Source organism: Nonomuraea sp. NPDC051298 (genome assembly GCF_055586305.1).
The window spans coordinates 306994-323262 of the sequence record NZ_JBVJIM010000003.1 but is presented as its reverse complement, the minus strand read 5'-3'; the positions used below and the strand labels follow the sequence as shown (position 1 = coordinate 323262).

The following is a 16269-nucleotide window of genomic DNA, read 5'->3' as shown; positions in this document are numbered from 1 at the left end:
CTCGATACCTACCCGCGCGCCCCGCTTTCTGTAACTCCCGCCGGGCGGCGCCTCCCCGTCGCGGGCCGGGCGGGTCAGGCGCGGATGACCTTCACCCCGGCGTCGGTGAGCCGGCCCGTCAGCTCGTCGGAGAGCCGCCCGTCGGTCACGAGCGTGTCGATCTGGCCGATCGGGCAGATCCGCGAGAAGGCCCGCTGCCCCACCTTGGACGAATCGGCCACCACCACGACCTGCGCGGCCCGGCTGATCAGCAGGTGGTTGACGCTGGCCTCCCCCTCGTGGTGCGCCGAGGCCCCCAGCTCGACGTCGAGCGCGTCCACCCCCAGGAACGCCACGTCCAGCGTCACCTGCTCCAGCACCCCGGTGGCCAGCGGCCCGATCAGCTCGTACGACTGCGGCCTGGCCACCCCGCCGGTGACCACGATCTTGACGTGCTGCCGGACGGTCAGCTCGGCGGCGATGTTGAGCGCGTTGGTGACGATCGTGAACCCGCTCTCCAGCGTGGCCGCCGTGGCCAGCGTACGGGCCAGCTCGGAGGTGGTCGTGCCGCCGTTGAGCCCCACGATGGCCCCCGGCGGGACCAGCTCGGCCGCCGCCACCGCGATCCGGTGCTTCTCGTCGGCGTGCCGGGCGGTCTTGTAGCGCAGCGGGAGGTCGTAGCTGACGCTCTGCGCCACCGCGCCGCCCCGCGTACGCATGAGCATCTGCTGCTGGGCGAGCTGGTCGAAGTCCCGTCTGATCGTCGCGGTGGAGACGTCGAGCGCCTGCGCGGCCTCCTCCACCGACAGCCTGCCCTCCTGTGACAGCAGCTCCAGGATGGCGTTCCAGCGGTCGTAGCGGGACACGAAGAGCCTCCTTGGGCCTCTCTCGAGGACGAGGTCAGGAGCAAGCGTGGCACAACCTGGGGTGCCAGGGCCACTGGTGTTCATTGCTGCACTTTCGTACTATGAAAACGACAGAAACAATCAGATCTGGGGAGGTAATCGGTGACCACCCACACCGAGGCCGAGATCGCGTCCCAGCCGGCGTGCTGGCGGCGCGCCGCCGCGAACGTTCCCGCCGACGCGCTGCCACGCCACGGCGAGCGGGTCGCCGTCGTCGGCTGCGGTACGTCGTGGTTCATCGCGATGGCGTACGCGGCGCTGCGCGAGCGGGCCGGGCACGGCGAGACGGACGCGTTCGCCGCCTCCGAGTTCCCCACGGGCCGCCGCTACGACCGGGTGCTCGCGCTTTCGCGCTCGGGCACCACGACCGAGGTCCTCGACCTGCTGGCGCGCACGACCGCGCGGACCACGGCCGTCACCGCCGACCCGGAGACGCCGATCATGCGGGCCGCCGACGAGGTCATCGTGCTCGACTACGCCGACGAGCGGTCGGTCGTGCAGACCAGGTTCGCCACCACGCAGCTCGCCATGCTCCGCGCCGGGCTGGGCGAGGACCTCGCGCCGGCCGTCGCCGACGCCGAACGGGCCGTGGCCGAGCCGCTGCCCGCCGAGCTGGTCGGCGCCGAGCAGTTCAGCTTCCTGGGCGCGGGCTGGTCGGTCGGCCTGGCCCAGGAGGCCGCGCTGAAGATGCGCGAGGCGTCCCGCTCGTGGACGGAGGCGTACCCGGCGATGGAGTACCGGCACGGCCCGATCAGCATCGCCGGGCCCGGGCGGGTCACGTGGATGCTCGGCGCGGCCCCCGAGGGCCTGCGCGCGCAGGTCGAGGCGACCGGCGGCACGTTCGTCGAGTCCGGGCTCGACCCGATGGCCGAGCTGATCCGCGCCCAGCGGGTGGCCGTGGCGCGGGCCTTCGCCAAGGGGCTCGACCCCGACGAGCCCATGCACCTCACGCGATCTGTGATCCTTTCTTCATGAGCCTTACTCTTGCCGACGCCCGGATCGTGACCCCCGACGGAGTTCACGAGGGGTGGCTGACCATCGAAGACGGCCGCATCACGCACGTCGGCCACGGATCCGCCCCCGGTCCCGGCCTCGGCCTGGGCGGGCGGCACGTCGTACCGGGGTTCGTGGACATCCACAACCACGGCGGCGCGGGCGGGTCGTTTCCCACCGGCGAGCTGGACAAGGCACGTGACGCCGTGGCGCTGCACCGTCGCCACGGCACCACCACGACCATGGCCAGCCTGGTCACCGACTCGATCGAGGGTCTCACCAGGGCGGCCTCGGCGCTGGCCGAGCTGTGTGACGAGGGGCTGGTGGCCGGGATCCACTTCGAGGGGCCGTACATCTCCAGGGCGCGCTGCGGCGCGCACGACCCGACGATGCTGCGCGAGCCCTCGCCCGAGGAGTTCGCGCGGCTGGTCAAGGCGGGGCGCGGGCACGTACGCATGGTGACCATCGCGGCGGAGCTGCCCGGCGCGCTCGACACGATCAGGGCGGCCGTCGCCGAAGGCGTGATCGCCGCCATCGGCCACAGCGACGCCGACTTCGAGCAGACGATCGCCGGCATCGAGGCGGGCGCGAGCGTGGCCACCCACCTCTACAACGCGATGCCGCCGCTCGGCCACCGCGCCCCCGGCCCGGTGGCCGCGCTGCTCGACGACGAGCGGGTGACGGTCGAGCTGATCAACGACGGGGTGCACGTGCATCCGGCCATGCTGCGCCTGGCGTACGAGGTGGCGGGGCCGGGCCGGACCGCGTTGATCACCGACGCGATGGCGGCCACCGGCCTGGGCGACGGTGACTACGGGCTGGGCCCCATGCAGGTCCGGGTCGAGGGCGGCGTGGCCAGGCTGGTCGAGGGCGGCTCGATCGCGGGCTCCACGCTCACCATGGACGTGGCGTTCCGGCGCAGCGTCCAGGAGGTGGGCATGTCGCTGCCGGACGCGGTGCAGGTGGCCTCGCTGACCCCGGCCCGGGTGCTGGGCCTGGCCGACCGCGTCGGCTCGATCGCCGTCGGCAAGGCGGCCGACCTGGTGGTGCTCTCCGACTCCCTGGAGGTGGACGGCGTGCTGAAGGACGGCGTCTGGATCACGGAGCCCTGATGATCCTCACGGTGACGCTCAACCTCGCTCTCGACGTGACGTACCAGGTTCCCGGCGTCGACTGGGACGGCGTCAACCGGGTCAGCGCGGTGCACAGGCGGGCGGGCGGCAAGGGCGTCAACGTGGCCAGGGTGCTGGCCGCGCTCGGCCAGGACGTCCTGGTCAGCGGGCTGGCGGGCGGGCCGACCGGGCGGGCGATCGAGGCCGACCTGCGCGCGGCGGGGCTGCCGAGCGCGCTGACCGGCATCACCGCCGACTCCCGCACCACGCTGGCGGTCTCTGAACCGCCCGAGACCGGCGCGGGGCGTACGGCGCTCTTCAACGAGCCGGGGCCCGAGGTCACGCCCGCCGAGCTGCGGGCCTTCCTGACCACGTACGAAGCGCTGCTGGCGACGGCTCGGGCGGTGGTGATCTCGGGCAGCCTGCCGCGCGGGGTGCCCGCCGACACCTACGCCGCCCTGGCCGCCGTCGCCGCGGACCGGGGCGTCCCCGCCATCGTGGACGCCGACGGCGAACCCCTGCGCCACGCCCCCAAGGGCCGCCCCTCCGTCGTCAAGCCCAACGCGGACGAGCTGTCCAGGGCCGTTCCCGGCGGCACCCCGGCCGAGGGCGCCCGGGTGCTGCGCGAGCAGGGAGCCGAGTCGGTGGTCGTGTCCATGGGCGAGGAGGGTCTGCTCGCGGTCACCGGCGGGGGGACGTTCAGGGCGCGGATGCCGTACAAGGTGGCGGGCAACCCGACCGGGGCGGGTGACGCCCTGGTCGCCGGGCTGGCGCTCGGCCTGGTGGAGTCGGCCCCGTGGCCCGACCGGCTCCGGCGGGCCGCCGCCCTCGGCGCGGCGGCCGTGGCCACGCCCGTGGCCGGCGAGTTCGACCCCGACCTGTACGCCGCCATCCACCCCCAGATCACCATCACGTAAGGAGCCCGGCATGCCCCTCGCCGCCATCGGCGACATCGTCAGCCAGTCACCCGCAGGGGTGGGCGCGTTCAACGTGATCCAGCTCGAACACGCCACCGCCATCGTCACCGGCGCCGAGGCCCTGAGGCTCCCGGTCGTGCTGCAGATCAGCGAGAACTGCGTGCGCTACCACGGCGCCCTGGAGCCGGTCGCGCTGGCCGCGCTCGCGGTGGCGAGGAGGGCCGAGGTGCCGGTCGCGGTCCACCTCGACCACGCCACCGACCGGGCGCTCGTCGAGGAGGCGGTCGCGCTCGGCCTCGGCTCGGTCATGTACGACGCCTCCGCCCTGCCCGACGAGGACAACGTCGCCGCCACGGCCGAGGTCGCGGCCTGGTGCCACCAGCGCGGCGTCTGGGTGGAGGCCGAGCTGGGCGAGGTCGGGGGCAAGGACGGCGTGCACGCGCCCGGGGCCCGTACCAAGCCGCACGAGGCGGTCGACTACGTGACCAGGACCGGCGTCGACGCGCTGGCCGTGGCCGTGGGCACCTCGCACGCGATGACGACCAAGGACGCCGTGCTCGACCTGGAGCTGATCGCCGAGCTGCGCGCGGCCGTACCGGTGCCGCTGGTGCTGCACGGCTCGTCGGGGGTGCCGGACGGCGTGCTGCGCGAGGCCGTACGCCAGGGCATGAAGAAGATCAACATCGCCACCCACCTGAACAAGGCGTTCACCGGCGCGGTACGCGACTACCTGACCCACGACGAGCGCGTCGTCGACTCCCGCAAATACCTCAAGGCGGGCCGGGACGCGGTGACGCGCGAGGTGTCCCACCTCCTGGGCGTCCTCACGAGCTGAGCCGAGCCAGGACCCTCTCGACCTGGCGACGGAAGGTCCCGGGCGGGTTGCGGGGACCCTCGTGGGACAGCAGGAACAACCAGACGAGCGCGTGCGCCTTGCGGCAGTCGCGCAGCCGCCGCTCCTCCGGCGGGGTCAGCTCGAACCTGCGCGCGATCTCCACCTCGCCGTCCACCCACATCGAGACGTGCTCGGCCAGTTCCGCCAGCTCGAACGCCACGTCGCTGCGCCCGGAGTCCTCGAAGTCGACGATGCGTACGCGGCTGCCGTCCCAGAGGAAGTTGGCCAGGTTGCCGTCACCCGCCCCGAAGGCCGGCCTGATGCCCGTCTCACCCGGCGACCAGCCCTCCAGCCACCGCAGCCCCTCCTTGACCGCCCGGTCCGCCAGCGGGTCCCTCGACTGCCAGGCGGCACAGCGGCGCCTGACCCAGTCGACGAGCGCCTCGCGCTGCCAGGGGCGTACCGGCAGGCCGCGCAGCACCTGCTCGGGCACGGCGGCGTGCAGCTCGGCGAGCGCGTCGGCCATGGCAGAGACGTGCACGGCACGCGCGAGCAGCCCCCGCAGCGGCACCCCGCCGATCCGGGACATGGTGACCACGTCACCGTCGTACGCGATCGGCTCGGGAGCCAGGCCGGGCGCGTGCTCGGCCAGCAGGTTCAGTGCCCGCCACTCGCGGTCGGCCGCGCCGGGCTTGCTGTCCAGGTATCGCTTGACGACCCGGTCGCCCTCGTACGACAGCTCGTGGGTGTGCTGAAGATCAGCCATGCCCGCATGTTAGGGCACCGGCCATGCATCGGCCCTGGTGACGGGCCCGTGCTGATGGTCTCTGCGCTGATGACCTCTGGCCGGCCGCGTTCACCAGGGCACGGGCCGCCCGTCGCGGAAGAACCCGCCGCTGGGCCCGTCGTCGGGCAGGTCCACCGCCCACAGCACGCTGCGCGCCCCCTCGGCCACCGGCCGCCCGCCGGGACCGCCCATGTCGGTCGCCACCCACCCGGGGCACACGGCGTTGACCAGGATCCCCTCGCCGTGCAACTCGGCCGCCAGGATCCTGGTCAGCGCGTTCAGCCCGGCCTTGGACACCGCGTACGCCGGGTTGCCCGCCCCCATCGAGGCCAGCGACCCCAGCTCGCTGGAGACGTTCACCACCCGCGCGTGCCCCGAGGCCCGCAGCAGCGGCAGCAGCGCCAGCGTCACCTGCCACGCGCCCAGGAGGTTCGTCTCCAGCGCCTCCCTGACCACCGTGAGATCCGCGTCGGAGGCCCGCTGCCAGGTGTCGTAGTGCGTGGCCGCGTTGTTGACCAGGACGTCGACCCGCCCATGAGCGTCCGCCAGCTCCCTCGCGAAGCTCCGCGCGGACCCGGGATCCGCCACGTCGAGGCGGCGCGCCTCCACCGTCCCGCCGCCCAGCTCGCCGGCCGCCTTCTCGGCCTTGCCCAGGTCACGGGCGGTCAGCACCACGAGGTCGCCGTTGAGTGCAAGCTGCCGGGCGATCTCCCGCCCGATGCCCCGGTTGCCTCCCGTGACCACGCACACCCGTGGCACCGCCATCACGTCCTCCCCCGCAGGAACTCCCGCTCCACCTCGTTGCCGGAGCGGGCGACGGCCGCCTCGTACGCCTGGGCGGCCGCCGCCGTACGCCCTGCCCGCCGCGGCAGGTCGGCCCGTACGGCCTGGAACAGGTAGTACCCATCCACCTCATCGAGCCCGTCAAGCAGCCGCAAAACCGTCGCGGACCCCTCGACCTCGGCCACCGCCCGCTTCAGCGCGCCGCATGGCCTCCACCGTGTTCTTGGCGACCAGCAGCGAGGCGCCCGTCGCCTTCCGGTAGATCGCGATCGCCGTGACCGTCTTGCCCTGGCGCAGCGCCCGGTGGAAGTCCGACGGAAGCCCCTGCCCGTCCGGGGTCTGGGCATCGACGCCCAGATACCGCTGGAGTTCGGCCACCTGCTGCTCGAGCCGGGCGATTCTCTCCTCAACGGAATCCATGGCAGAAACCCGACGCCGCGGCCTCCGCCGCCGAGAACGCACGGCGGAGCCACGGACGTCGCAGAGCGATCAGCGCTGGATCGGCGCGACGACGACCTCCACCCGCTGGAACTCCTTGATGTCGGAGTATCCGGTCGAGGCCATGGTGCGCTTGAGCGCCCCCATGAGGTTCATCGACCCGTCGGCCACGCTGGAGGGCCCGTGCAGGATCTGCTCCAGCGTCCCCACCGTCCCGAACGCGACCCGCCGCCCGCGCGGCAGATCCGGGTGGTGCGCCTCCGAACCCCAGTGGAACCCGTGCCCGGGCGCCTCGGCCGCGCGGGCCAGCGGCGAACCCACCATCACGGCGTCGGCCCCGCAGGCGATGGCCTTGGCGATGTCGCCGGAGGTGCCCATGCCGCCGTCGGCGATCACGTGCACGTAGCGCCCGCCGGACTCGTCCATGTAGTCGCGCCGCGCCGCGGCGACGTCGGAGATCGCGGTGGCCATCGGCACGGCCACGCCCAGCACGTTGCGCGTCGTGTGCGAGGCGCCCCCGCCGAAGCCCACCAGCACGCCGGCCGCGCCGGTGCGCATCAGGTGCAGGGCGGCGGTGTAGGTGGCGCAGCCGCCCACGATGACCGGCACGTCGAGCTCGTAGATGAACTGCTTGAGGTTGAGCGGCTCGGCCCGCCCCGAGACGTGCTCGGCGGAGACCGTCGTGCCGCGGATGACGAAGATGTCGACACCCGCGTCGATCACGGTCTTGTGGTATTGCACCGTGCGCTGCGGCGACAGCCGCACGGCGGTGGTCACCCCGGAGGCGCGGATCTCCTCGATGCGGCGGCCGATCAGCTCTTCCTTGATCGGGGCCGCGTAGATCTCCTGGAGCCGCTTGGTGGCCGCCGCCTGGTCGAGGGCGGCGCACTCCTCCAGCAGCGGCAGCGGCTCTTCGTAGCGCGTCCAGAGCCCTTCGAGGTCGAGCGGCGCCAGGCCGCCCAGCCGGCCGATCTCGATGGCGGTGGCCGGCGAGACCACGCTGTCCATGGGAGCGACGACCACGGGCAGCTCGAACCGGTAGGCGTCGATCTGCCAGGCGATCGAGACCTCCTCCGTGTCGCGGGTGCGCCGCGAGGGCACCAGGCCGATCTCGTCGAGCGCGTACGCCCGCCGACCGGTCTTGCCCCGGCCGATCTCCACCTGCTGAGTCATGCGCTTACCTTCTGTGATAGTTCGGAGCTTCCACGGTCATCTGAATGTCGTGGGGGTGACTCTCCTTGAGGCCCGCCGCCGTGATCGGCATCAGCTCGCAGTCGGTGTGCATCTGGTCGATCGTGCGGCAGCCGGCGTACCACATGCCCTGACGCAGCCCGCCGATGAGCTGGTGGGCGACGGCCGCCACCGGGCCGCGGTAGGGGACCTGCCCCTCGATGCCCTCGGGGATGTACTTGTCCTCGCCGCCGACCTCGGCCTGGGCGTAGCGGTCCTTGCTGAAGGAGGTGCCACCGCGCTCGCGGTTGCGTACGGCGGCGAGCGACCCCATGCCCCGGTACGACTTGAACTGCTTGCCGTTGATGAAGATCAGATCACCGGGCGACTCCTCGCACCCGGCGAGCAGCGAGCCCAGCATGACCGTGTCGGCTCCGGCGGCGATCGCCTTGACGATGTCGCCGGAGTACTGCAGGCCGCCGTCGCCGATCACCGGCACCCCGGCGGGGCCGGCCGCCTTCGACGCCTCGTAGATGGCGGTGACCTGCGGCGCGCCTACCCCGGCCACCACGCGGGTGGTGCAGATGGAGCCGGGGCCCACGCCCACCTTGACCGCGTCGGCGCCCGCGTCGATCAGCATCTGGGCGCCGGCCCTGGTCGCGATGTTGCCGCCGATGACGTCGACCTTGCTGTTGGCCTTGACCTTGGCGATCATGTCGGCCAGGCCCCTGGAGTGGCCGTGCGCCACGTCGACGACCACGACGTCGACCCCGGCCTCGATGAGCGCCTTCGCGCGCAGCTCGGCGTCGCCGCCGACGCCCACGGCCGCCCCGACCACGAGCCGGCCGTCGGCGTCTTTGGTGGAAAGCGGATACTGCTCACTCTTGGTGAAGTCTTTGACCGTGATCAGGCCGCGCAGCCTGCCCTCGCCGTCGACGAGCGGCAGCTTCTCGATCTTGTTCTGTCTGAGCAGCGTGAACGCGTCGTCACGCGAAACCCCCACCGGGGCGGTGACCAGCGGCATCTTGGTCATGACCTCGCGGACGGGCCGCGAGTGGTCGTGCTCGAAACGCATGTCGCGGTTGGTCACGATGCCGACGAGCGTGCCGGACACGTCGGTCACCGGCACCCCGGAGATCCGGTACGTGGCGCACAACCGCTCCACGTCGGCCAGCGTGTCGTCGGGGCTGCACGTCACCGGATTGGTGACCATGCCGGCCTCTGACCGCTTGACCAGGTCGACCTGCTGGGCCTGCTCGTCGACCGGCAGATTACGGTGAAGGACGCCGATGCCGCCCTGTCGTGCCATGGCGACCGCCATGCGGGCCTCGGTCACGGTGTCCATGGCCGCGGAGACCAGGGGGATGGACAACGTGATGCCTCGGGACAGGCGGGAGCGGGTGTCGGCCTCACCGGGCTGCAGGTCGGAATAAGCGGGCACCAGCAGCACGTCGTCGAAGGTCAATCCCATTTCGGTGAACTTGGACATGCCGCGGCCCCTCCTGCCTTGAGCTGATTGAGCCAAGTCTAGGGCCTGTCTCCAAAAAGCACTGATGCCGGGAGGACGATGACCCCCACAGTCCGTCGTACTCCCGGCATCCGCCGCGCCGGTGGATGGGACGGTCGGTGATCCACCCCATCCTCCGGCCACCGGCACCCCTGGCGGGCGGCGCCCCACGCCACCGGACCCCCCTCCGCGTCCTGATGGCCTGCGCCGCCGGGCCCATGAACCGGGTGCCGACGCTAGGTAAAGCCTGCGTTACGCAACGGCGCATTCGCAATGTGAATATGTGCAACTGCACGAAGCTGCACGCCGCTTGGAACGAGTCAGCCCAACGAGCGGACAGCGACGGACTTCGGAGCTATCCTCGCGACACGCCCGTGAACCCCCGACGGAGCCGCCCGTAATGCACAACCAGCCCCAAATCGCGTCCGATCCCTTTGAGACGCTGGGTCTCGATCCGGCCCAGACCGCGCTCTACTCCGCGGTGCTGCGCCTGCACAAGGCGACGCGCTCCGATCTGGCGCAAGCGATGGACGGCCCCGTCGACCTGGTCGGCCGCCAACTGGACGATCTCGTCAAGCTCGGCGTGATCGACGTGCAGTCGGGCCAGTATCTCGCCAGGCACCCCGCGGCGGCGCTGGGCCGGGTGATCGCCGACCGCCTCGACCACCTGGCCGAGGAGAGCCGCAGGATCGATTCGGCGCTCGGTTCCATCCGCGGCCTGATCCGCGACTACGACGCCGGCCGCGACTACCGCAGCGGCCCTTTCACGGTGGAGATGGCGAGCGGGGCCGACATCCTGTACGAGAGCGTGGTCGGCATCGCCGTGCAGTCGCAGTCGCCGCCGTTGAAATTAGTCACGGCGATTCCGGACGAGCGCACCATGACGGATTTTGCCCGGAAATTTGCGGATCCATGGATTGATGCGCAAAAACGAAATCTGCTCACCGTTCATGCGATCATTCCGGTCTCCACTCTCCTGCTGCCCGGCGTCCGCGACCAGCTCACCAGCCTGATCGACGCCGGCGGCATGGTGCGCACGCTCGACCGGGTGCCGAGCTGGTTCATGACCGTCGGGCCGGACGTGGCGGGGCTGCCCGCGCACTGGGGCGGCAACCTGCCCGACCACGCCTACAACTTCTACCTCGTCCGCACTTCGGTCGTCGTGGGCGTGCTGTGCTCCCTGTTCGACGAGCTGTGGGCCCGCGCCGTGCCGCTGCCGTGGAGCCACCGGGGCGATGGCGTGACCCAGGTGCTGCGCCTGGCCGCGCAGGGCCTGTGCGACGAGTCGATCGCCCGGCAGCTCGGCGTCTCGGTACGCACCGTCCGCGCGAGGTTCGCCGACGCGATGACCGAGTTGGGCGCTCAGTCCCGCTTTCACGCAGGTGTCGAGGCAGCCAGACGCGGATGGCTGAGGTAATCCCCACCGCGCGGGCCGCTTCGGTCATAAGGTGGGAAGGTGCTGGAAGACGTCCCCCGCGATCCGTTCGCGGACGACCCGAACGACCCTTCCTCGGCGATGGGCGCACTCGACGACGCCGAGCCACTGACAGCGGCCGAACGCGACGAGGCCATCACCGACCTCGCCGACGTCGAGGTCTTCCGCTCCCTGCTCGAACCACAGGGAGTGCTGGGGCTCGTGCTCGACTGCCCGGAGTGTGGTGAGCAGCACTTCTTCGACTGGGAGCTGCTGCGCGGCAACCTGAAACAGATGATCGAGAAAGGCCAGCCTCAGGTGCACGAGCCGGCCTTCCACCCCGACCCCGCCGACTACGTGAGCTGGGACTACGCCAGAGGCTACGTCGACGGCGTCATCGACACGGAAGAGCGCCGCTGATCGACGTCATCGAGCAGCGCGGCCAGCAACCGCACTGCTCGATCGTCCGAATCGGGCCGCTCGCCACGACCGAGCGCGTCGAGCAGCGCATCGGTCTCGTCCTCTGGCGTCAAGCTGACTCCAGCTCGGCCATCTGCCGCAGTCTGGCCAGCGCCCGATGCTGGGCGACGCGAACGGCTCCTGGTGACATGCCGAGTACATTACCGGTCTCCTCGGCGGACAGCCCCGACACCACCCGCAGGAGCAGCAACTCCCGCTGGTTGTCGGGCAGCCTGGCCAGGAGCCTGCGGGCGTGCTCGACCTCGATGTAGCGGACCACCGTCTCCTCGGGCCCCGGCCCGTCGTCGGGCCCGTCGGGCAGATCCTGGGTCGGTACGGCCGAGCGCACCGAACTGCGCAGCGCATCGGCCACCTTGTGCGAGGCGATCCCGAACACGAACGACGCGAAAGGGCGCCCCATGTCGCGATACCGCGGCAACGCGGACAACACCGCGATGCACACCTCCTGGGCCACGTCATCGGCAATGTGATATTGCCCAGAAACCCTGCCCAGCCTGGCACGGCAATACCGCACCACCATCGGACGCAACTCGCCGAGCAGGGATTCGATCGCACTGCGATCTCCCTGCACAGCGAGGCTCGTCAGTTCCCTTAGGTCGGAGTCATCCGTCCGTGCCGGAAGTCTCGACGCGAGCCTTACCCCAATTTTGGCGTCGGCGACGCTTCCCTCGCTCACGATAGGCATGATGCCCGCACTGATCGGGCCTGTCGTCATGGCGAACGGCTACGGATTGGTCACATTGAAGCGACGATAACGACCAGTAATCGGCCGACCACACTAAGGCTTATCATTGACATAATGTTTCATGGGATAACCCGGAATGCACGATATTTGTCAGACCCCAGACGCTTATCCCGCGTTCCCGGTTTACTCGGCTAATCAACCCTTTCTCCACACTTCCCCACACCCCCACCTGCGGCATCGAAGACCGAACCCTTCCCCTCATTCACCCCTGACCTCCAGGGGCTCCAGATCCCCGCGCCTGAAGGCACCCCGTGTCGGAGGGCACCCGTGGCTGAGGGCGCCGCTGACGGCCACGTGGGTGACCGCCTACGGGCCACCCGGCCTGGTCGGCCTGGTCGGGGCCACCCGGCCCTGGTCCAGGCTCGTCCAGGCTTCAGGAGCCCGTGGGCGGGCCGGAAATGCCGTACGGCCCGCACCCCAGCGGGTGCGGGCCGTACGGACGGTGGAAGAGAGCGGTCAGTGGCCGTGGCCGTGACCGTGACCCTGGCCGGCGGCCGGGGCCTCCTCCTCGGGCTTGTCCACCACGAGCGCCTCGGTGGTGAGGAGCATGCCCGCGATCGAGGCCGCATTCTGCACGGCCGAGCGGGTGACCTTCACCGGGTCGCTGACGCCCTGGTCGAGCAGGTTGCCGTATTCGCCGGTCGCGGCGTTGAGGCCGTGACCCGGCTCCAGCTCGGCCACCTTGTGCGTGACCACGTAGCCCTCGAGGCCGGCGTTCTCGGCGATCCACCGGGCCGGCTCGACCAGGGCACGGCGCACGATGGCGACGCCCGTGGCCTCGTCGCCCGTCAGGCCGAGGTCGTCGATGTCCTTCGAGATGTGGATCAGCGCGGAGCCACCGCCGGAGACGATGCCCTCCTCGATCGCGGCGCGCGTCGCGGAGATCGCGTCCTCGAGGCGGTGCTTCTTCTCCTTCAGCTCCACCTCGGTGGCGGCGCCGACCCGCAGCACGCACACACCGCCGGCGAGCTTGGCCAGGCGCTCCTGCAGCTTCTCGCGGTCCCAGTCGGAGTCGGACTGCTCGATGGCGAGCCTGATCTCCTTGACGCGGTCCTCGATGGCCGCCTGGTCACCGGCGCCGTCGACGATCGTGGTGTTGTCCTTGGTCACCACGACGCGGCGGGCCGTGCCGAGCACCTCGAGGCCGACGTGCTCGAGCTTGAGGCCGACCTCCTCGCTGACGACCTGGCCGCCGGTGAGGATGGCGATGTCCTGGAGCATCGCCTTGCGGCGGTCGCCGAAGCCCGGGGCCTTGACGGCCACGGAGGTGAAGGTGCCGCGGATCTTGTTGGTGACGAGCACCGCCAGGGCCTCGCCCTCGACGTCCTCGGCCACCACGAGCAGCGGCTTCTTCGTCTGGGCGATCTTCTCCAGCAGCGGCAGGAAGTCCGCGATGGAGGAGATCTTGCTCTGGGTGAGCAGGATGTAGGCGTCCTCCAGGACCGACTCCATCCGCTCGGGGTCGGTCACCATGTAGGCCGACAGGTAACCCTTGTCGAACTGCATGCCCTCGGTGAACTCGAGCTCCATGCCCATGGCGTTGGACTCTTCGACGGTGAGCACACCGTCCTTGCCCACCTTGTCGAACGCCTCGGCGATCAGGTCGCCGATCTGCGCGTCCTGAGCGGAGATCGTGGCCACATTGGCGATCTCCTTCTTGTCCTCGACCGGCCGGGCGCTGGCGAGCAGCTTGTCGCTGATCGCCTTGGCGGCCTTGTCGATGCCGCGCTTGAGCGACAGCGGCGAGGCGCCGGCCGCCACGTTGCGCAGGCCCTCGCGGACCATGGCCTGGGCCAGGACGGTCGCGGTGGTGGTGCCGTCGCCCGCGACGTCGTTGGTCTTGGTGGCAACTTCCTTGGCGAGCTGGGCGCCGAGGTTTTCGTAGCGCTCCTCCAGCTCGATCTCACGAGCGATGGTGACACCGTCGTTCGTGATCGTCGGCGCACCGAACTTCTTGTCGATGACGACGTTGCGGCCACGCGGGCCGAGGGTAACCTTCACGGCGTCCGCGAGGGCGTTCACGCCGCGCTCAAGCGCGCGGCGGGCACCCTCGTCGAACTCCAGGATCTTCGCCATTGCTGAGAGTCCTCTCCTGGCGTCGAAAGCCCCGGCCGCCCTCAAGGGCGCCCGGGGCCCGACACATCCGGCCTACTTCTCGATGATCGCGAGAACGTCGCGGGCGGAGAGCACGAGGTAGTCCTCGCCGCCGTACTTGACCTCGGTGCCGCCGTACTTGCTGTAGAGGACGATGTCGCCCTCCGAGACGTCGAGCGGAATCCGCTTGTCGCCGTCCTCGTCCCAGTTGCCCGGGCCCACCGCGAGGACCTTGCCCTCCTGCGGCTTCTCCTTGGCGGTGTCAGGGATGACCAGGCCGGAAGCGGTGGTCTGCTCGGCCTCCAGCGGCTGAACCACGATGCGGTCGCCGAGCGGCTTAACGGGAACCTTGGTGGCGGTCGTCACGATCGGACCTCCCCTTCAGATTTGAATGATCTAGAAGAGGCGACCAGCCCGGCCTGCCGTCGCGGGTGTCAGACCTGCCTCGTCGCACGTTGGCACTCTCAAGGGGAGAGTGCCAACAGGAAACATATGCAAGAGGGGCTTGACAGTCAACACGAACGCGTCTGCTGAGAGCGATCAGACGGGCGAGCGCCCCAGCGGGACGGACCTGCGCGGCGGTGGCCCCGTGACCCAGTCTTCCACGTGCGCGAACGTCCCACACCCGCACCTCGCCGCTCCCGCGCCGTTCCGTCACGGCGGAGCCCTGCGGCGGGTCCCTGACGGTCTCTCATGACAGGGCGGGCGTGCCGTGGCGCTAACGTCGGGTGACGTGGACCTCGACGCCTTCAAAGAGTTGCTGACCCCGCGCGGCCGAAGGGCTCTCGCGGAGGCCGGGGAGCTGACGGGCGCCGACCCGGTCGCCGCCGCCACCACCATGCGCAAGACGTACGACGCCGGGCTCACCTCCGCCGCCCTCACCCAGGCGGGGCTCAGAGAGCGGGCCAGGGCCAAGTTCGGCGCGGACGCCGGGCGGATGTTCTTCACGCCGCACGGCCTCGAGCAGTCCACCCGCGCCGAGGTCGCCGAGCACCGCGCCCGCCGCCTGCTCGCCCTGCACGACGGCGCCCCGCACGGCGGCGCCCCGCGCGTCGTGGACGCCTGCTGCGGCATCGGGGGCGACCTGGTCGCGCTGGCCCGCGCCGGGTGCACGGTGAGCGCCGTGGACACCGACCCGCTGACCGTCGCCGTGGCCCGGGCCAACGCGGAGGCGCTCGGCCTGGCCGACCGGGTGACGGTGGGCGTCGCCGACGCGGCCGAGGTGCGCCCCGAGGACCACGACGTGCTGTTCGCCGATCCGGCCCGGCGCACGGGCAGGGGCCGGACGTTCGACCCGATGGCCTACTCGCCGCCCTGGCCCGTGGTGCTCGGCCTGGTCTCCCGCGCGGGTCTGGCCTGTCTCAAGGTCGCCCCCGGCCTCCCGTACGAGTTCATCCCCGAGGGGGCCGAGGCCGAGTGGATCTCGTACAAGGGGGAGGTCAAGGAGGCCGCGCTCTGGACCGGGCAGGGCGGAGGCAGGCGCGCCACCCTGCTGCCCGGGGGCCACACGCTGACGGCCGCCGGCGTCCGCGCCCCGGTCGGCCCGCCGGGCCGCTACGTCTACGAGCCCGACGGGGCCGCCGTCCGCGCGCACCTCGTGGGCGAGGTCGCCGAACTGGTGGGCGGGCGGCTGCTCGACCCGATGATCGCGTACGTCACGGCCGACGCCCCGGCGACCACCCCATGGGCCGCCGGATACGAAGTGGAGGACGTCCTCCCCTTTTCCCTGAAAAAGCTCCGCGCCGCCCTTCGAGAACGACAAATCGGTAATGTCACCATCAAGAAGCGCGGCTCCGCCGTCGACATCGAACGCCTGCGCGCCGATTTGCGGCTCAGCGGCCCGAATTCCCTGGTCATCATTCTGACCAGGATTCTCGACAAACCCTCAGTAATCCTCTGCAAGGACCTCCCACCTGCCCGAATCACCGAATCCGGCCATCCGTACGATAATCGCGATCTTTCAATTCAGCCCTGACGGACCTTGATCGAAAGGCTAAGGTGGGCGGGCGGGAGTTCACCCTCTATCGCGGTTAGCCGCGTTCTCGCTTTCCCATATGAACCTGACCTACCCCACCGCTGCGCAGCAGACCGTCGGCGAGCGAAGGAGCTT

18 protein-coding genes are annotated in these 16269 nt (G+C 70.8%); 7 read left to right on the top strand and 11 right to left on the bottom strand.

The window, feature by feature from the left end; genetic code table 11:
- Positions 1–74: 74 nt before the first annotated feature.
- The gene (locus ACZ6S0_RS11660) at positions 75–845 is read right to left on the bottom strand and encodes a DeoR/GlpR family DNA-binding transcription regulator (RefSeq protein ID WP_465915680.1); all 771 of its coding nucleotides are present in this window, start codon (positions 843–845) and stop codon (positions 75–77) included.
- A 141-nt stretch (positions 846–986) separates the two neighbouring features.
- Between ACZ6S0_RS11660 and ACZ6S0_RS11655 the strand changes: the two genes are divergently transcribed.
- Genes ACZ6S0_RS11655 through ACZ6S0_RS11640 form a run of 4 tightly spaced genes read left to right on the top strand, consistent with a single transcriptional unit; the run spans position 987 to position 4741 of the window.
- Complete coding sequence (locus ACZ6S0_RS11655) at positions 987–1859, top strand: SIS domain-containing protein (protein WP_465915679.1); 873 nt, start codon at positions 987–989, stop codon at positions 1857–1859.
- Complete coding sequence (gene nagA / locus ACZ6S0_RS11650; RefSeq protein WP_465915678.1) at positions 1856–2989, top strand: N-acetylglucosamine-6-phosphate deacetylase; 1134 nt, start codon at positions 1856–1858, stop codon at positions 2987–2989. Before ACZ6S0_RS11655 ends, nagA begins: the two co-directional genes overlap by 4 nt.
- The gene (locus ACZ6S0_RS11645) at positions 2989–3906 is read left to right on the top strand and encodes a 1-phosphofructokinase family hexose kinase (RefSeq protein WP_465915677.1); all 918 of its coding nucleotides are present in this window, start codon (positions 2989–2991) and stop codon (positions 3904–3906) included. Before nagA ends, ACZ6S0_RS11645 begins: the two co-directional genes overlap by 1 nt.
- Positions 3907–3916: 10 nt before the next feature.
- Complete coding sequence (locus tag ACZ6S0_RS11640; RefSeq protein WP_465915676.1) at positions 3917–4741, top strand: class II fructose-bisphosphate aldolase; 825 nt, start codon at positions 3917–3919, stop codon at positions 4739–4741.
- Here ACZ6S0_RS11640 and ACZ6S0_RS11635 read toward each other — a convergent pair.
- The 6 genes from ACZ6S0_RS11635 to guaB form a co-directional block, all read right to left on the bottom strand.
- Entirely contained in the window at positions 4731–5507 is a 777-nt protein-coding gene (locus ACZ6S0_RS11635) for a phosphotransferase family protein (RefSeq protein ID WP_465915675.1), read from the bottom strand. The two genes, ACZ6S0_RS11640 and ACZ6S0_RS11635, sit on opposite strands and share 11 nt — an antisense overlap.
- 90 nt (positions 5508–5597) lie before the next feature.
- Positions 5598–6293 carry an SDR family oxidoreductase gene (locus tag ACZ6S0_RS11630; RefSeq protein ID WP_465915674.1) on the bottom strand — a complete coding sequence of 232 codons (696 nt, stop codon included), beginning with the start codon at positions 6291–6293 and terminating at the stop codon, positions 5598–5600.
- Entirely contained in the window at positions 6293–6466 is a 174-nt protein-coding gene (locus tag ACZ6S0_RS11625; RefSeq protein ID WP_465915673.1) for a hypothetical protein, read from the bottom strand. The genes ACZ6S0_RS11630 and ACZ6S0_RS11625 overlap by 1 nt, the downstream gene beginning before the upstream one ends.
- On the bottom strand, positions 6453–6731 hold the full coding sequence (locus ACZ6S0_RS11620) for a hypothetical protein (protein WP_465915672.1): 279 nt from the start codon (positions 6729–6731) through the stop codon (positions 6453–6455). Before ACZ6S0_RS11620 ends, ACZ6S0_RS11625 begins: the two co-directional genes overlap by 14 nt.
- Before the next feature lie 69 nt (positions 6732–6800).
- Entirely contained in the window at positions 6801–7922 is a 1122-nt protein-coding gene (locus ACZ6S0_RS11615; RefSeq protein WP_465915671.1) for a GuaB3 family IMP dehydrogenase-related protein, read from the bottom strand.
- A gap of 4 nt (positions 7923–7926) precedes the next feature.
- Positions 7927–9408, bottom strand: coding sequence for an IMP dehydrogenase (gene guaB / locus ACZ6S0_RS11610; protein ID WP_465915670.1), 1482 nt, complete (start codon positions 9406–9408; stop codon positions 7927–7929).
- Between the two features lie 418 nt (positions 9409–9826).
- On the opposite strand from guaB, the gene ACZ6S0_RS11605 reads away from it, so the two are divergent.
- Both ACZ6S0_RS11605 and ACZ6S0_RS11600 read left to right on the top strand, forming a co-directional pair.
- A complete protein-coding gene (locus ACZ6S0_RS11605) occupies positions 9827–10843 on the top strand; it encodes a helix-turn-helix transcriptional regulator (RefSeq protein ID WP_465915669.1) in 1017 nt (338 codons plus the stop codon).
- A gap of 39 nt (positions 10844–10882) precedes the next feature.
- Positions 10883–11260 (top strand): DUF5319 domain-containing protein, encoded by a 378-nt coding sequence (locus ACZ6S0_RS11600; RefSeq protein WP_080043188.1) that lies wholly within the window; start codon positions 10883–10885, stop codon positions 11258–11260.
- On the opposite strand, the gene ACZ6S0_RS11595 is transcribed toward ACZ6S0_RS11600, so the two are convergent.
- From ACZ6S0_RS11595 to groES, 4 genes are all read right to left on the bottom strand, one after another.
- Complete coding sequence (locus ACZ6S0_RS11595) at positions 11221–11373, bottom strand: hypothetical protein (RefSeq protein WP_465915668.1); 153 nt, start codon at positions 11371–11373, stop codon at positions 11221–11223. The two genes, ACZ6S0_RS11600 and ACZ6S0_RS11595, sit on opposite strands and share 40 nt — an antisense overlap.
- On the bottom strand, positions 11370–12005 hold the full coding sequence (locus ACZ6S0_RS11590; RefSeq protein WP_090930520.1) for a sigma-70 family RNA polymerase sigma factor: 636 nt from the start codon (positions 12003–12005) through the stop codon (positions 11370–11372). Before ACZ6S0_RS11590 ends, ACZ6S0_RS11595 begins: the two co-directional genes overlap by 4 nt.
- Positions 12006–12521: 516 nt before the next feature.
- Positions 12522–14141, bottom strand: a complete 1620-nt coding sequence (groL, locus tag ACZ6S0_RS11585) for a chaperonin GroEL (RefSeq protein ID WP_465915667.1) — start codon at positions 14139–14141, stop codon at positions 12522–12524.
- Between the two features lie 72 nt (positions 14142–14213).
- On the bottom strand, positions 14214–14525 hold the full coding sequence (gene groES / locus ACZ6S0_RS11580) for a co-chaperone GroES (RefSeq protein WP_425568798.1): 312 nt from the start codon (positions 14523–14525) through the stop codon (positions 14214–14216).
- Between the two features lie 367 nt (positions 14526–14892).
- Between groES and ACZ6S0_RS11575 the strand changes: the two genes are divergently transcribed.
- Positions 14893–16134: a class I SAM-dependent methyltransferase gene (locus ACZ6S0_RS11575; RefSeq protein ID WP_465915666.1), complete on the top strand. Its 1242-nt coding sequence runs from the start codon at positions 14893–14895 to the stop codon at positions 16132–16134.
- The last annotated feature ends 135 nt before the right edge of the window (positions 16135–16269 follow it).

Bases quoted from the DNA above. Each gene is read 5' to 3' on its own strand.
- nagA (WP_465915678.1), top strand. From the start codon at position 1,856: ATGAGCCTTACTCTTGCCGACGCCCGGATCGTGACCCCCGACGGAGTT.
- ACZ6S0_RS11645 (WP_465915677.1), top strand. From the start codon at position 2,989: ATGATCCTCACGGTGACGCTCAACCTCGCTCTCGACGTGACGTACCAG.
- ACZ6S0_RS11640 (WP_465915676.1), top strand. From the start codon at position 3,917: ATGCCCCTCGCCGCCATCGGCGACATCGTCAGCCAGTCACCCGCAGGG.
- ACZ6S0_RS11635 (WP_465915675.1), bottom strand. From the start codon at position 5,507: ATGGCTGATCTTCAGCACACCCACGAGCTGTCGTACGAGGGCGACCGG.
- ACZ6S0_RS11630 (WP_465915674.1), bottom strand. From the start codon at position 6,293: ATGGCGGTGCCACGGGTGTGCGTGGTCACGGGAGGCAACCGGGGCATC.
- ACZ6S0_RS11620 (WP_465915672.1), bottom strand. From the start codon at position 6,731: ATGGATTCCGTTGAGGAGAGAATCGCCCGGCTCGAGCAGCAGGTGGCC.
- ACZ6S0_RS11615 (WP_465915671.1), bottom strand. From the start codon at position 7,922: ATGACTCAGCAGGTGGAGATCGGCCGGGGCAAGACCGGTCGGCGGGCG.
- guaB (WP_465915670.1), bottom strand. From the start codon at position 9,408: ATGTCCAAGTTCACCGAAATGGGATTGACCTTCGACGACGTGCTGCTG.
- ACZ6S0_RS11605 (WP_465915669.1), top strand. From the start codon at position 9,827: ATGCACAACCAGCCCCAAATCGCGTCCGATCCCTTTGAGACGCTGGGT.
- ACZ6S0_RS11590 (WP_090930520.1), bottom strand. From the start codon at position 12,005: ATGCCTATCGTGAGCGAGGGAAGCGTCGCCGACGCCAAAATTGGGGTA.
- groL (WP_465915667.1), bottom strand. From the start codon at position 14,141: ATGGCGAAGATCCTGGAGTTCGACGAGGGTGCCCGCCGCGCGCTTGAG.